We start from the raw sequence: 14,592 nt of genomic DNA, 5'->3' as shown, positions 1-14,592 counted from the left end.
ATAGTTAACGGCGTGGCAGTTTTTTTGCACACCCTCCTGAAACCCCGGCTACATGCTAACGATCACGCTTCGCTCCCTGGTCAAACGGAACAGAACCTTTGGGTGGCTCAACATCACCGGTCTGGCCATTGGGATCACCTGCGCCAGCCTCATCTTTTTATGGGTGGAGAACGAATATTCCTACAACCGGATGTTCCCGAAGTACGACCGGTTGTACAGGATCCTCGAGGTGCAGACGTACGAGGGCAAGCGCGAGGTTTTCCAGGCCGAGCCGATACCGCTGGCGGAGGCGGTGAAAAAGGAGGTCCCGGGTATCCGCAATACCGCGCGGACGCTGTTGGGAGAACAGTTCCGGCTGTTGTTTTCGCTGGGGGATAAAGGGATCAACGAACAGGGGAAATACGCCGACTCGTCGTTGTTTTCGATGATCGACCTGGCGTTCGTATATGGCGACCGGCCGTCCGCCTTCCGGGAGGTGCATTCGGTGGTGATCAGCGCGTCGATGGCCAGACGTTTTTTTGGCGACGTCAACCCGGTCGGGAGGGCGTTGAAGGTCGACAACAAACAGGAGTATACCGTAACCGGCGTTTTCACCGACCTCCCGGCGAACTGCAGTTTTCGCTTTGACTGGCTGATCCCCTACAAGGTCTATTCGGACGCACAGCCGTGGTCGACCTATTGGGGCGCCAACGGCGCCGAAACATACGTGGAGCTGGAGCCGGGCGCGGACGTGGCGGCCATAAACCGGACGCTCAAACACTACCTGGCCACCAAAAAACCGGATATGACGACCGAGTGTTTTCTCTGGCCGATGAAGGACTGGAACCTGCACGCCAAGTGGACAGGGGATAAGGAAGACGGCGGAAAGATCACCTATGTGCGCCTTTTCACGCTGATCGCCTGGATCATCCTGCTCATCGCGTGTATCAACTTTATGAACCTGGCCACGGCCCGCTCCGAGCAACGCGCCCGGGAAATAGGTGTCCGCAAAACGATGGGCGCCCGCCGGCGGAAACTGATCGGACAGTTTATCGGTGAAGCGATGGTGCTGTCCTTTCTGTCGGTCCTGTTGTCGGTTTTTCTTTTAAGCCTTGCACTGCCCTGGTTTAACCAGCTGGTGCACGAACACCTGTCGCTCCGGCTGCGCGACCCCCGGCATCTGGCGGCGCTGGTGGCCATCGGGTTGCTGACGGGTCTGGTGGCGGGGAGCTATCCGGCGTTCTATCTTTCCTCTTTTAACCCGGTGACGGTATTCAAGGGGCTCCGGTTAAAAAACGCCGCGGGCAATTTGTTTATCCGCAAAGGGCTGGTGGTTACCCAGTTCACGGTGTCCATTTTGCTGATCGTCTGTACGATCGTGATCTACAGCCAAGTCCGCTATGTGAACCGCATGGACATGGGCTACAAAAAGGACAACCTGATCTATCTGAACCTGAAACCGGGCGGCGCTACGCACGTCCAGGCGCTCAAAAACGCGTTGATGCACACGGGCGCGGTCACCAGCGTGGCCGCCAGCGGTTTCCCCATCACGGCGATATGGAGCAACGGCGACGACTATACGTGGCAGGGTAAAGACCCCACCAAAAACCCGCTGGTGAGCGCGGAAGCGGTGGATGCCGACTACCTGCCCACCATGCACGTACAGCTCAAGTCGGGGAGGAACTTCTATGCCACCGGACAGGACACCGCGAATGTGCTGATCAATGAGTCCATGGCGGCCCAGATGGGGAAAGAAGGACACGTCGGAGCGCAGATCGTTTCGGGGAACTGGAAGATTACCGTGGTGGGTATCTTCAAGGATTTTATCTACAACGATTTCAACCATTCCTGGGGTCCGCTGATCTTTTACTACGACCCGAAAACCACTACGGACCTGACGTTGAACATCGCGCTCAGACCGGGTGAGCTTTCCGCCAGCCTGGCTAAGGTGGGTAAGGTGGTCCGAAGTTTCGATCCCGCCTATCCCTTCGAGTATACATTCCTCGACGACGACGTCGCGGCACAGTTCAAAACGGAAGAGATGACCGGTCGTTTGTCGGCGGTCTTTGCGGTGCTCGCCATAGTGATCTCCTGTCTGGGCCTCTTCGGCCTGGCGGCTTTTACGGCCGAACGCCGGACAAAAGAGATCGGTATCCGCAAGGTGCTGGGCGCCTCGGTGGCCGGTTTGACGGGGCTATTGTCGCGCGATTTCCTTTTACTCGTCGGCATTTCCTGTCTCGTGGCGTTACCGCTGGCGGGTTGGATCATGATCCGTTGGCTCTCGGATTATTCGTACCGGACGGCGCTGCACTGGTGGATATTTCCGGCGGTTGGCGCGGGGGCGGTGCTGATTGCGCTGGCGACGGTCAGCTACCAGGCGATCCGCGCGGCGCTGGCCAACCCGGTCGACAGCCTGCGAACGGAATAATTTGCCGTACCTTTGGGGCCGTTATGAAGCAATTGTTTATCGCTGGCTTGCTGGCCCTCGGGCTGGCCGCCTGTCATACTCAGGATAGCGCCCCGGCGGCCGCCGCCTCGGTTGGGCCCGCCCCGACACAGGATACGACAAAAACCTACCCGGTTTCGATGCTTGACAACACCAAAGACCCCTTTTGCGGGATGCCGGCCAGTGCGGGCATGGAGGATACGATCCATTGGAATGGGAAGGTTATCGGGTTTTGTTCCAAAGAATGTAAGGAAGGGTTTTTAAAGGACCCGAAGGGGCATCCCGTGACGTTCAAGTAGTCTTCGGCCCCCGTGGTGGCCATTGCGGCAGTCAGGCCGTGGCGGCGGCCGCGCGCTGCTTTAACAGGCGCTCGCTGCTCCACTGCGAGAGCTGCAGCATTATTTCCCTGAGGCTTTCCCCTTTTTCCGTCAACGCGTATTCCACGCGGGGCGGGACCTCCGCGTATACGGTCCTGGATACGATACCGTCCTCCTCCAGCTCCTTCAGCTGGCGCGACAGCACCTTTAGCGCGATACCCGGCACAATCCGGTGCAGCTCCCCAAAGCGCAGCGGACCCTCCAGCAACAAGTAGATCAGGATCGGCTTCCATTTGCCGCCAATGACGTCGATGGTGGCGGTGATAGGGCAGTCCGTCGCGGCGTGATACCTCGTTCTTTCCATAAATTTCTTTTCCTGTGAATGCGAAAATTTTTCGCTCCGCAAACGCGGCTGGTCCAAATTACGACATTTTTGTCAATACTATACTTTTCGGTAACTACTTGCCTTTTATCCAGTAATGGATCATCTTTGTGTTATGAAAACGAGTTATGAAAATGGCCGCGACCTTCTGGAAAGGTTACACGGCGGACACCTCGGAGAGCGGATGGTAAACGAGCTAAACGACGTTTGTCCCGACTTCGTCGACATGACCCTGGAGTGGGCGCTCGACGGTATCATGAACAGGCCCGGTATGGACCTGAAGACGCGGGAGCTGCTGCTGATAGCGTCGTGCGTGACGCTGGGCGGAACCGCCGCCCCCCAGCTCCACGCGCACATCGACGCAGCCCTGACCATGGGCGCCGGCAAGGAAGAAATCGTGGAAACCATCCTTCAAATGCTATTTTACGCCGGGGGCGTCAACGTCAGCAATGCCTTCCGGGTGGCCAAAGAAGTATTCAAGCAACGAAATATATGAAAATCATCATCGTAGGTGCCTCCGGCACCCTGGGTAAAAGGATCACGGCTTATTTTGAAAAGGACCACGAGGTCGTCAGGGTCGGGTCCAAGAGCGGGGACGTACAGGCGAACATTACCGATTCCGCGTCGATCGAAGCCATGTACAAAAAGGTTGGACCGTTCGATGCGCTGATCTGCGCCGCGGGGGAAGGTCACTTCGGACCGCTCGATGAAATGACCGGCGCACACTTCCGGATCGGGCTCGAAAGCAAGCTCCTGGGTCAGGTCAACCTGGTATTGATCGGCCAGCACTATGTCCGGCCAAAGGGTTCGTTCACACTGACCGGTGGCATCCTGGCCGACGATCCGGTCCCGATGGGCGCCAACCTGAGCGCCGTCAACGGCGGTCTGGAGGCTTTTGCCCGGGCAGCGGCCATAGAACTGGCCAGCGGGGTGCGGGTCAATGTGATTAGTCCCGGCGTCGTGGAAGACTCTCCGGGGTACTTCCCTTACTTTCCGGGACATACGCCGGTGGCGATGGACAGGCTGGTACAGGCATACGCGAAGAGCGTGCTGGGCCGGAGGACCGGGGAGGTGATAAAGGTGTACTAGCGGGTCGCCCGGCGGCCGCGCCCTGCGACCCGCGCGGCGTTTGGTCGCTCGGCCGCAACGCCGTGCGGCGAATCTGTTCTGTTAATTTTTGCGAACTCTGCATCTGTTTTGCTTGCGATTTGTGGCCTAATTTGCACGCAAAATCAGCCGCATGCCTTTCCTGACCCTCCGCGCCGCCCGTATCGCCTACAAAGACATAGGCGGCGGTGACCCCATCGTTTTTATCCATGGGCACCCCTTCGACCATAGGATGTGGGACGCCCAGGCGCCGTTGGCGGAACGCTACCGGCTGATCCTGCCCGACCTGCGGGGCTACGGTCAGTCGGGGGGTGAGGGATACCGGACCATGCTGGACGAAATGGCGCTGGACATCGCGTACCTCCTGGATGCGCTGGCCGTCGACAAGGCGGTCGTTTGCGGTTTGTCGATGGGGGGGCAGGTCGCCCTGGACTTCTACCGGTTGTTCCCCGCGCGCGTACGGGCGCTTGTCATTGCCGACTCGGACGCGCGCGGCGAGACGCCCGAAACCTACCAGCGGCGGATGGACCTGATCGCCCTCATCGGGCGCATCGGGATGCGTCAATACACCGAGGAGCACATACACGAGTACATTGCGCCCGCCTCGATTAAGAACAGGGTGGTATACGACCCGCTCTTTGCCATGATGGCGGGCACCCGCGCGGAGGCCGCCATCGCCGCCCACCGCGGCCGGGCGGAGCGCAGGGACCACACGGCGGCGCTGGCGTCGATCGCCGTGCCCACGCTCCTCGTCGTCGGAGCGGAAGACCATTTTACGCCCCCGGCGGTCATGGAAGCCATGCGGGCACGCATCCCCGGCGCACGGCTGGTCACCATTCCCGGGGCGGGCCACCTGCCTAATATGGAGACACCGGTGACGTTCAACGAGGCGCTGGAGACGTTCCTGGGGCAACTCGGGCGATAGATACGCGCGGCGCCGACGGCGGGCGGCCTCGCCGGCGAAAAGCCGTCACTCACCGATCCTACCCGTTTATCCGCCTAATAGACATTGTCCCGGGTACGACGCGCCGCTACTTTTGCCCGTACAATCGAGCTATTATGAGACACTACCATTCTTCTTCGAAAGTCCTGGTCATAGGTGGCGGCATCGGCGGCCTCGCGCTGGCGCTTTCGCTAAAAAAAGCGGGCATCCCCTGCGCGGTATACGAGGCCCGGGAATACAAACAAGGCAGCGGCGCCGGTTTTAACATCGCGCCCAATGGCATGCAGATATTGGGTACGCTGGGTCTGGCCGACCGTGTCATCGCCCGCGGCTCGGTGGTCAACGACCATTGGTTCCGCAGCGTCAAGGGAAAGGTTATCGCCCATATGCGCAACGGCAAACCCAACCGGTACCAGCAACCGGGTGTGAGCCTTACCAGGGCCGCCGTTTATGAAGTCCTGACGGACGAGATCCGCGAAAAGGGCGTTGAGATACACTATGGCAAAAAATTGAGCGGCCTCACCGACGAAGGGTTGCAGATCGTGGCGCACTTCAGCGACGGCTCGAGCGCCGCGGGCGCGGTATTGATCGGAGCCGACGGCATCCATTCCCGTACGAGGGCGCTTGTCTTCCCGGACACGCCCCAACCGGCATTCTCCGGCTTCATAGGCGTGGGTGGTTTTGTCCCGACGGACGCGGTGCCGGCGGTGACGAGCGTCGAGCAGCACAGCCTTACCTATATACCCGGCTCCGCCGGTTTCTTTGGCTACACGGGTGCGGGAGATGGACAAATGATGTGGTGGAGCACCATCGAGGCGGACCGTCCGCTGGGAGACGCGGCGGTCGGGGAATTGCCGGCCGAAGCGGTTTGCCCGGATATGTTGGAGCGCTTTGCCGGCTATCCCTCCCCCGTAAGCGACCTCATCCGGGAGACCGGGCGCGCCTTCCGTCTGAATGACCTTAGCCTGGACCGTTTGCCCAGCTGGCACTCCGGAAAGGTCCTCCTGATCGGGGACGCCGCCCACGCGGTCCCTTCCAGCTCGGGTCAGGGCGCATCGCTGGCGCTCGAGGACGCTCTTTACCTGGCGCGGCTTTTCCGCGATTGTCAGGAAAGCTACTCGGGCGTTTTCGACCAGTTCGAACGGGCCCGCCGTCCCCGGGTGGACAAGATCATAGCCCAGGGCCGCCGCAAGCGCGACCGCAAAAAGGCCGTCAGCCCGCTCCAGGAGCGTTTGGGGGAATGGATGATGAAGGTTTTTATCGGCATTTTCGGGGAAAGCGCCCTGGACCAGAATTATCGGTATACCGTGGATTTCTGAGATACCGTTACATTTGTGCATTATTCACTTAACTGCGCTCAAATGAAAATTCCTATTCGTTGCTTCCTCCTTGGTGGCATTCTATTGACCGGTTATATTTCCAATGCACAAAATTTTTCCCTTGGCGCCCGCGGCGGTCTCAGTATCCCGAACCTGTCTGCCGGAGGCAGCGCCGAAACACCGCTCAACAGCGGGTACTCCTCCCGGCTGGGACCCGACTTCGGGGTTTTCGGCGAGTACAAGGTTTCAAAATTGTTTTCCCTGGAGGTAATGATCGAGTATTCGTCCCAGGGCGGCAAGAAGAACGGGTACCAGGCCCTGACGACACCCGCCGAGTATTACCAGCAGAATCCGCAGCTCCCCCCGTATCTCTATGCGACGTACAATAGCGAAGCCAAGCTGAACTACCTGATGGTCCCCATCCTGGCCAAGTTCGGCTGGAACTTCGGCAAGACCTCACCCTGGCGCGTATACGTCGACGCCGGCCCCTTTGCAGGCTTCAATGTTTCCGCGAAACAGGTGACCAGCGGCAACAGCAACGTCTATCTCGACCCCGAAATGCAGCAACAGATCTCCCCCGGTCCGCAATCGTTCGACGGCACCACAGACATCAAGGACCAGATCCACACCTTCAACTTCGGGATCGAGGGGAACGTCGGGTTGAGCTATGCTTTTGGCACGAACGACATCTTTGTCGAGGGTGGCGGCAATTACGGCTTCCTCAATATCCAGAAGGGCTCCGCCAACGGGAAGAATAATACGGGCGCGGCCACGGCGATGATCGGGTACGCGTATTGGTTTGGTAAAAAATAGACACGGCCGCGTCGACGATGGCGTCGCGTTGCGGCCTTGACATAAAAAGGGCTTCCTCTACACGGGAAGCCCTTTTACTTTAGGTGTTTTAAGGTCCGATCTAGGAGTTAGGCTGTACCTGAGGCTGAGCCTGAGGTTGTGCCTGGACAGGGGCCTGGGCACCGGGGGCGGGTGTCTTCCAGTAGTTGCGAACCGTGTTAGCAACGGCATCGTCCCGCTGGTGCTTCAGGTCACGGATCTGCTGTCTCCTTTCTTTACCGGACAAGGTATTGTCAGCCTTTACCGAAGCGATCCGGTCGGCGTAATCCGCTTTGATATCGGAAACCTGCATTTCGAGCTTGGTCGGGACGCGCCCGTAGGGGTAACCATAGGGATAGTTCCAGTAAGGATAGCCATAGCCCCAATACATACCGGGGTAAAAGCCAAATCCGACGGCCGGCGCATAGCCTCTTACGACGTAACCACCTCTATACCCGCCATACCCGCCGCCCACATGAACGTGCTGGGCGGAAGCCACCGATACCATTCCAGCTGCGAGTAGAATCATCATGAGCTTCTTCATAACCGTACATTTTAATTATACCTCTTAGAACGCTGCCGGAGGCAAAAGCAACATCCCGCGTGCGGTTATAACATATTTATAACAGGCTGGTAAGCGATTTTATCGCGTCGTTCGTCGGTTACTCCCCCTGCCCTGGGAAGGAGCCCCTAGTTTTAACAAAACAAACACACCCAATGAGGAAAATACCGCACTTCGTTATCGCTCTGATGTTTCTCCTTTCCGCCGCTTCCGTGAAGGCCCAGGACACCTACAAAAGTGCCTTGGGTCTCCGGATCGGCGACGGTTATTATGACCTGGTTTCGGCGTCGTTCAAGACCTTCCTGGGAGAAAGCCCCGGGGCGCTGGAGCTCAATGTAGGGTTTCGCGACTACGGCGTCATCGGCTACAATTGGTTCAACGTGTCGGCCTCACTGAGCTATCAGTACCACTTCGACATCAAACCGGTACCGGGTCTCCGTTGGTTCGTGGGCGCGGGCGTAACCGCTTTCAACACGTTTTCGAGCTACTCCGACTACAGGGGTTTTGGGCTGGGGGTGTTTCCTACCGGGGGCGTCGACTACAAGTTCTCGAAGATCCCGTTGGACGTATCCGCCGACATCCGGCCGACCGTCGGCATTATCAAACCCTATGATTATTACGACGATTTTTATGTGGGGAACTTTGGCATGGCGGCCCGGTATACATTCCGGTAAATTGTCTACATTCAGGGTAAACCCCTATCATGACCACCCGTCGTTCTTTCCTGCACCAGATCACTGGTTCGGTGCTGGCGCTTTCCGTGCTGCCCCGTATGGGGTGGGCGGAGGAATTGTCTCCCGATCCTAAAACCCCCGACGGACCCGTCCTCCGCGTCGCCATCATGGGTCTTGGCAGCTACGGCACCCGGGTAGCCGAGGCCATGCGCGGTTGTACGCGCGCCAAGCTGGTCGGTGTCATCAGCGGCACACCCGCCAAGATCAGGCAATGGCAGACGACCTATGGCATTCCCGAAAAAAATTGCTACAACTACGAGACGTACGACGCGATCAAGGACAACCCGGACATCGACGCGGTGTACGTGATCACGCCCAACGCACTCCACCACGACGCGGTGCTCCGCGTGGCAAAAGCCGGCAAGCACGTCATATGTGAAAAACCGATGGCGGTAAACGCCCGCCAGGGCCAATCGATGGTGGACGCCTGCAAAGCGGCCGGTGTGCGGCTGCTCGTGGGTTATCGTATGCATTTCGAACCCCACACGCTCGAGGTGATCCGAATGCGGAAGGAGGGGGCGTTTGGAAGCATCCGTTTTTTCCAGGGCCTCAGCGGGTTCATCATAGGAGACCCCACGCAATGGCGGTTAAACCCCCAGCTATCCGGGGGCGGCGCGATGATGGACATCGGTATTTATTCGATCAACGGCTCCCGGTACATGATCGGGGAAGAGCCCGTCTGGGTGACCGCCCAGGAAACCAAAACGGACCCCGTCAAATTCAAGGAGGGCATAGACGAAACCATTCAATTCCAGCTGGGATTTCCCGGTGGTGCGGTAGCGTCTTGCCTGTCCACGTATAATTTGAACAACCTGGACCGCTTTTTCCTGGATGGGGAAAAGGGTTTTGCGGAGCTGTTCCCGGCCACGGGTTACGGGCCGATCCAGGGAAGGACGAACCAAGGGGAGCTGCAGGCGCCCGTCGTGACGCACCAGACCGTGCAAATGGATGAGATGGCGCAGATACTCCTGGAGGGGAAGCAACCCGTCGTACCGGTCGACGGGCAGGAAGCGGTCAGGGACCTCGCCATCATCGACGCGATCTACCATGCGGCGCGGACGGGGCAAAAGGTGCGGCTTGGCGCTCCTGGACAAGTATGATAAATATTCCCGTGCGCTATAGTAATCCGGCCACTTAAGAAATCCACCGTCGGGCCCCTTACGTATGCATCCTTCAGGTACATTTACGCGCTTGCCACCACACCGGCAAGTTGTCTATGGCGCAGGACTGGATGGCAACGAGAGGCTCTTCCGTATGTATAAGTACGTAAGAAAAATACGTAGATAAAAAATACGATGGACTGGCGTACAACGATTTTTGGAGTAACACGTTCCTAGAAGAACAGCAGCTGTTTATGTCGGAAAAACAAGATCCCCCGATGGCCGAAGGGCCGATTCCCGGAAACCCCGCCGCCAGTCTCGAAGAGCGGCTGAAGGACCCTGCCTTTATCCAGGAACAGATGGAGGCCTACGAACGGGCCTCGATCGAAACCAAGGAGGCCTATGAAGAACTCCTAAGGCGTATCCAGTTGTCCCCAACCCGAAGGATCAATCCCGTCTATTATTATATATCGGGCGCCGCGGCCGCGGTCCTGTTGGCGGTTGCGGGCTATTTTATGCTCCAGCCCAAACCCGTACATGCTCCCGTTGACACATTGGCGGCTGCGGTGCCTCCCGCCCGGTATGGGGCCACGCTCCAATTGTCGGACGGTCGCTCGCTGCCGCTTGATGCCGGCGCCAGGGGCGTGGTGGCTACGGAGGCCGGCAATTCCATCGGTGTAACGCCGGACGGCACTCTCACGTATGTTGCTGCCAAAGGAGCCTCGACGCTCACCAATACCCTCACCACGACCAAGGGACAACGTTTTCATGTGGTCCTCCCCGACGGTTCCCAGGTGTGGCTGAATGCCGGCAGCCGGCTGAGCTATTTCTCCCGGATGGGGGAAAGTGATGCCATACGGAAGGTCCAGCTGGACGGTGAAGGATACTTCGAGGTCGCCCACGACAAAAACCTGCCCTTCCACGTGGTGGCCAGGGGCACCGAAACCGTCGTTCTGGGCACCGTTTTCGACGTCAAAGCCTACTCCGACGAGGCCAAAGTCACCGTCGGCCTCGTTAACGGCGCCGTCCAGGTCGAAGCCCAAGGCAAAACCCTGGCGCTTACACCGGGCCAGGTCGTGGTATCCCTTCCCGGCCGCTTTTCCCAAATTTCCGACCCTGACGTGGAAAAGGCGGTTGCATGGAAGCAAGGATATTTTTATATTAACGGCACCCTGGATGAGATCGCCCGGGAAATCGGCCGGTGGTATAACGTGGACATTGCCCTAAAACCGGGCGCGGTTTTCTCTGACACCATGTTGGTCAACGCCTCCCGTGAGATCTCCCTGGACAGCTTACTGCACCGCCTCGAAATCATCAAGGCCGGTCATTTAACGCTGGACGGCCGGACGGTCACCGTCGCACCCTAAGCAAGGGGGCGAGGGTTCTCCTTCGCCGGGGTTGACATTATGGGCTATGAAACTGTTGCAAGCATTCCTTCTTTTATGCTGCTTAGTGATGTCGGGCAAGGGATACACCCAGTCGATCAGTCTGTCTTTTTTCCATACCCCTCTAAAACAGGTGCTAAAGGAGGTTGAAAAGAAAACAGGTTATCACTTCAGCTATGTTTCCCGCTACGTGGCGGCGGCTCATCCCGTGACCTTCACGATCAGGGACGCCACGATCGACGAGGTCCTGCAATGCTGTTTCAAGGACCAGCCACTGACCTACAAGGTGGCCGTCGAAGACAAGACCGTCCTCATCATCCCGGTTCCCCTCACCGTTTCCCCGCCCGATCTGAGCGATGGCCCGCGGGTCATCAGCGGCAGGGTCATGGACGAAAAGGGAGATCCCTTTGAAGGCGTGTCGATTTCCCTTTACGGCTCGGCGGGGGCAACCGCCACCGACGCCGACGGCCGGTTCTCCCTCCCCGCCGTTCCCGGCGACGCCGTCCTTCTGGTCACCCACGTTGGCTACGGCCGCCAGCTGGTCAAAACCAAAGGCATCGCCACCGTCGTCCTCACCATGAAGCCGGTCATGCAGTCGATGAGCAACGTGTCCGTCGAGCTGTCCACCGGCTACCAGACCCTGGCGCAGGAACGACAGACCGGCAGCTTCGACTTCATCAACCATGAGCTCATCGACCGCTCCGTCACCACCAACATCCTGGATCGCATCGAAAACCTCACGCCCGGCCTGCTCGTCAACCACGGCGACGCCGCCGCCGACGACGCCATGCTGATCCGCGGCCGCGGCACCCTCTTCGCCAACGCCGCCCCACTGGTCGTCGTCGACAACTTCCCCTACGACGGTAGCCTGTCCAACATAAACCCCAACGACGTCGAAAGCATCACCATCCTCAAAGACGCCGCCTCCGCCTCCATATGGGGCGCCCGCGCCGGCAACGGGGTGATCGTGATCACCACTAAAAGCGGGAAGACGTCGCGGCCGCTCGTTTCCGTGAACTCTTCCGTTACGGTCCAGGGGAGGCCGGGGTTGTTTAATTTGGATTGGATTTCGAGCGCGGACGCGGTCAACCTCGAGCAGCAGTTGTATTGGCAGGGGTATTACAATTCCGGGGCGCCAACCTACTATCCATTGCCTCAGGCTGCATATATTCTCGACCAATTAAAATCAGGCGCCATTAGTGCGGCGGATACTAATGCGATTTTTAATTCGATGCGTTCACACGATGTGCGTAACGACGAGAAGAAATATTTCTACCAGACGAGCGTTAACCAGCAGCATTCTGTTAACGTGAGTGGCAATACAGAGAATATCAATTATTATTTATCGGCTGGATGGGATCATGACGTGCCTAACGTAGTTACAGACAAGGATGATCGTGTAACCCTCCGTTCCAAGAATACTTTTAAGATCTCCCCAAAATTAAAGGTCGACGCTGTAGTCAATTATGTCGAAAATATAAATCAGAAAGGCAATAATCCCAATCAAAGTTTTCCAAGCAGGAGTCGCCAGGCGATGCCAACATATACTCATCTTGTGGATACGAAGGGCAACCCACTTCCAGTATACCTTGATTATTCCCAACAATTCATACAAACGGCGGAGGCCTCGGGCTTGCTCCCGTGGGAATATGAACCGGTGGCAGATTTGTATAATGTAAAAAACACAACGACAACCCGTGACTATTTGTTAGACGGAGCGATTCAGTATAAGTTTTCCAAGTCGCTGAATGTGGAATTGAGGTATCAATTTGAAAACCAATTGATGGATCAAAACATTTACTCGAACGACTCCTCTTACACTGTCCGAAACCTCATAAACCTATTCACGCAGTTAGGCTCAAACAACACGCTCGTTTACCCGATCCCCATTGGCGGTATCCTTGACCTAAGTAGCCAGGCATTGACCAGCCAACAAGGCAGAGCTCAAATCAATTACAACAACACCTGGAAAGTACACCACTTAGACTTCCTTGCGGGATGGGAGATCAGGCGTGTTGTCACTTCCGGTAATGCTCATCGAAACTACGGGTACGATCCGAATTCCGAGTCATATGTTAGCAACATGGATTTCAACACGTCATACAAACAATTTGGATTAAACACTTACGCCACGATACAAAACCCAGTTGGTGTTTCACAGACTGAGGACGATTTTCTGTCTTACTACGCTAACGCTTCTTATACCTATAGCAATCGACTTACCTTTTCTGCTGGCGCCCGAAAGGACGAGGCAAACCTATTTGGGGTTAATACCAATGAAAAGGGCACACCCCTTTGGTCAGCCGGAGCCGGTTGGTTCGTTAGCCGGGAGCCGTTTTACCGTGCCGGTTGGCTTCCGTTTCTAAAGTTAAGGGCGTCATATGGTTACAATGGCAACATAAGCAGGTTGGCTTCTGCCTTAACGACTATTACTAACTTTCCTTCGTTGACCAACCCGATCACCAGGGGTTCGATCAACAATCCCCCCAATGAAAAGCTCCGTTGGGAACGCATTGGCACCATGAATATCGGTATTGATTTTTCGACCAGGAACCGAACAATTGACGGTAGCATCGAATGGTATGTAAAACATGACAACGACCTTATGGCCCAGGCTCCGGTCGATCCGACCCTCGGTGTATCCACATTTTACGGTAATGTAGCCTCGATGAAGGGCAAAGGCATTGATCTTCGACTAACATCACGTAATTTGACTGACGGGATCAAATGGTATTCTACATTGGTCTTCAGTTATTCTACCACCCATGTTACGAAGTTCGACATGCCGGCACCGGCGGTGGGGATCAATTATGTGAACGAGGCGTCTACCAACATTAACCCAGTATTGGGGAAACCCGTCTTTGCCTACTTCAGCTATCGCTGGAAAGGACTGGATTCTGTCGGCAATCCCCAAGGTTACATTGCAGCACACACTTCTGAGGACTATGCGACAATAACGTCGCAAACGGCGCTGAGCGATATGGTGTACAATGGATCGGCCGAACCGGTATTTTTCGGCTCATTAAGGAATGATGTCAGTTATAAGGGCGTGTCTTTATCCGTGAATGTTAGTTACAAGTTCGACTATTATTTTAGGCGCACCTCGATTAACTATGTAAATCTATATCAAACTAATTTGGGAAGTTCGGACTATAGCCTCCGCTGGCAGAAGCCAGGGGATGAAAAGCGGACATATGTGCCTTCCGCGTCGGCGCCGCAATACCAGGGAAACCGGGATGTATTTTATGCATTTTCCAGTGTCTTGGTAAACAGGGCGGATAATATACGACTTGAAGATATTCGATTAAGCTATGATTTGGGGAAAAGCCAATGGCGGCGGTTGCCCTTCGAGCATCTTCAATTTTATGTCTATGCCTCCAATCTGGGTATTATCTGGCGAGCGAACAAATATAATATAGACCCTTACTACAACAATAATACGCTGACTGCGGCATCTCTATCAATTGGGACATCATTCAATTTTTAG

13 protein-coding genes are annotated in these 14,592 nt (G+C 56.6%); 11 read left to right on the top strand and 2 right to left on the bottom strand.

What is annotated here, in order from left to right:
- Positions 1-52 precede the first annotated feature (52 nt).
- Positions 53-2,407 carry an ABC transporter permease gene (locus VL547_RS13445; protein WP_325578583.1) on the top strand — a complete coding sequence of 785 codons (2,355 nt, stop codon included), beginning with the start codon at positions 53-55 and terminating at the stop codon, positions 2,405-2,407.
- Between the two features lie 23 nt (positions 2,408-2,430).
- Positions 2,431-2,724: a hypothetical protein gene (locus VL547_RS13440; RefSeq protein ID WP_325578581.1), complete on the top strand. Its 294-nt coding sequence runs from the start codon at positions 2,431-2,433 to the stop codon at positions 2,722-2,724.
- A gap of 31 nt (positions 2,725-2,755) precedes the next feature.
- On the opposite strand, the gene VL547_RS13435 is transcribed toward VL547_RS13440, so the two are convergent.
- Positions 2,756-3,106 carry a helix-turn-helix domain-containing protein gene (locus VL547_RS13435; protein WP_325578579.1) on the bottom strand — a complete coding sequence of 117 codons (351 nt, stop codon included), beginning with the start codon at positions 3,104-3,106 and terminating at the stop codon, positions 2,756-2,758.
- A gap of 133 nt (positions 3,107-3,239) precedes the next feature.
- Between VL547_RS13435 and VL547_RS13430 the strand changes: the two genes are divergently transcribed.
- The 5 genes from VL547_RS13430 to VL547_RS13410 all read left to right on the top strand — a co-directional run bounded on the left by VL547_RS13430 (position 3,240) and on the right by VL547_RS13410 (position 7,306).
- Complete coding sequence (locus tag VL547_RS13430) at positions 3,240-3,620, top strand: carboxymuconolactone decarboxylase family protein (protein ID WP_325578577.1); 381 nt, start codon at positions 3,240-3,242, stop codon at positions 3,618-3,620.
- Positions 3,617-4,213, top strand: a complete 597-nt coding sequence (locus VL547_RS13425; protein WP_325578575.1) for a short chain dehydrogenase — start codon at positions 3,617-3,619, stop codon at positions 4,211-4,213. Before VL547_RS13430 ends, VL547_RS13425 begins: the two co-directional genes overlap by 4 nt.
- A 151-nt stretch (positions 4,214-4,364) precedes the next feature.
- Entirely contained in the window at positions 4,365-5,156 is a 792-nt protein-coding gene (locus VL547_RS13420) for an alpha/beta fold hydrolase (RefSeq protein ID WP_325578573.1), read from the top strand.
- Between the two features lie 134 nt (positions 5,157-5,290).
- On the top strand, positions 5,291-6,493 hold the full coding sequence (locus VL547_RS13415; RefSeq protein WP_325578571.1) for an NAD(P)/FAD-dependent oxidoreductase: 1,203 nt from the start codon (positions 5,291-5,293) through the stop codon (positions 6,491-6,493).
- Positions 6,494-6,535: 42 nt separating this feature from the next.
- A complete protein-coding gene (locus VL547_RS13410) occupies positions 6,536-7,306 on the top strand; it encodes a porin family protein (protein WP_325578569.1) in 771 nt (256 codons plus the stop codon).
- A 100-nt stretch (positions 7,307-7,406) separates the two neighbouring features.
- On the opposite strand, the gene VL547_RS13405 is transcribed toward VL547_RS13410, so the two are convergent.
- The gene (locus VL547_RS13405; RefSeq protein WP_325578567.1) at positions 7,407-7,868 is read right to left on the bottom strand and encodes a hypothetical protein; all 462 of its coding nucleotides are present in this window, start codon (positions 7,866-7,868) and stop codon (positions 7,407-7,409) included.
- Positions 7,869-8,041: 173 nt separating this feature from the next.
- Here VL547_RS13405 and VL547_RS13400 point away from each other — a divergent pair, with 173 nt between their 5' ends.
- From VL547_RS13400 to VL547_RS13385, 4 genes are all read left to right on the top strand, one after another.
- Positions 8,042-8,560: a hypothetical protein gene (locus tag VL547_RS13400; protein ID WP_325578565.1), complete on the top strand. Its 519-nt coding sequence runs from the start codon at positions 8,042-8,044 to the stop codon at positions 8,558-8,560.
- 29 nt (positions 8,561-8,589) lie between these two features.
- Entirely contained in the window at positions 8,590-9,720 is a 1,131-nt protein-coding gene (locus VL547_RS13395; RefSeq protein ID WP_325578563.1) for a Gfo/Idh/MocA family oxidoreductase, read from the top strand.
- A gap of 254 nt (positions 9,721-9,974) precedes the next feature.
- On the top strand, positions 9,975-11,087 hold the full coding sequence (locus VL547_RS13390; RefSeq protein ID WP_325578561.1) for a FecR family protein: 1,113 nt from the start codon (positions 9,975-9,977) through the stop codon (positions 11,085-11,087).
- Positions 11,088-11,133: 46 nt separating this feature from the next.
- Complete coding sequence (locus VL547_RS13385) at positions 11,134-14,592, top strand: SusC/RagA family TonB-linked outer membrane protein (RefSeq protein WP_325578558.1); 3,459 nt, start codon at positions 11,134-11,136, stop codon at positions 14,590-14,592.

The organism is Dinghuibacter sp., from assembly GCF_035492835.1.
In the GTDB taxonomy this organism is placed as follows: Bacteria; Bacteroidota; Bacteroidia; order Chitinophagales; family Chitinophagaceae; genus Dinghuibacter.
The sequence above is the reverse complement of the archived record's forward strand: the minus strand, read 5'-3'. Positions and strand labels throughout refer to the sequence as shown.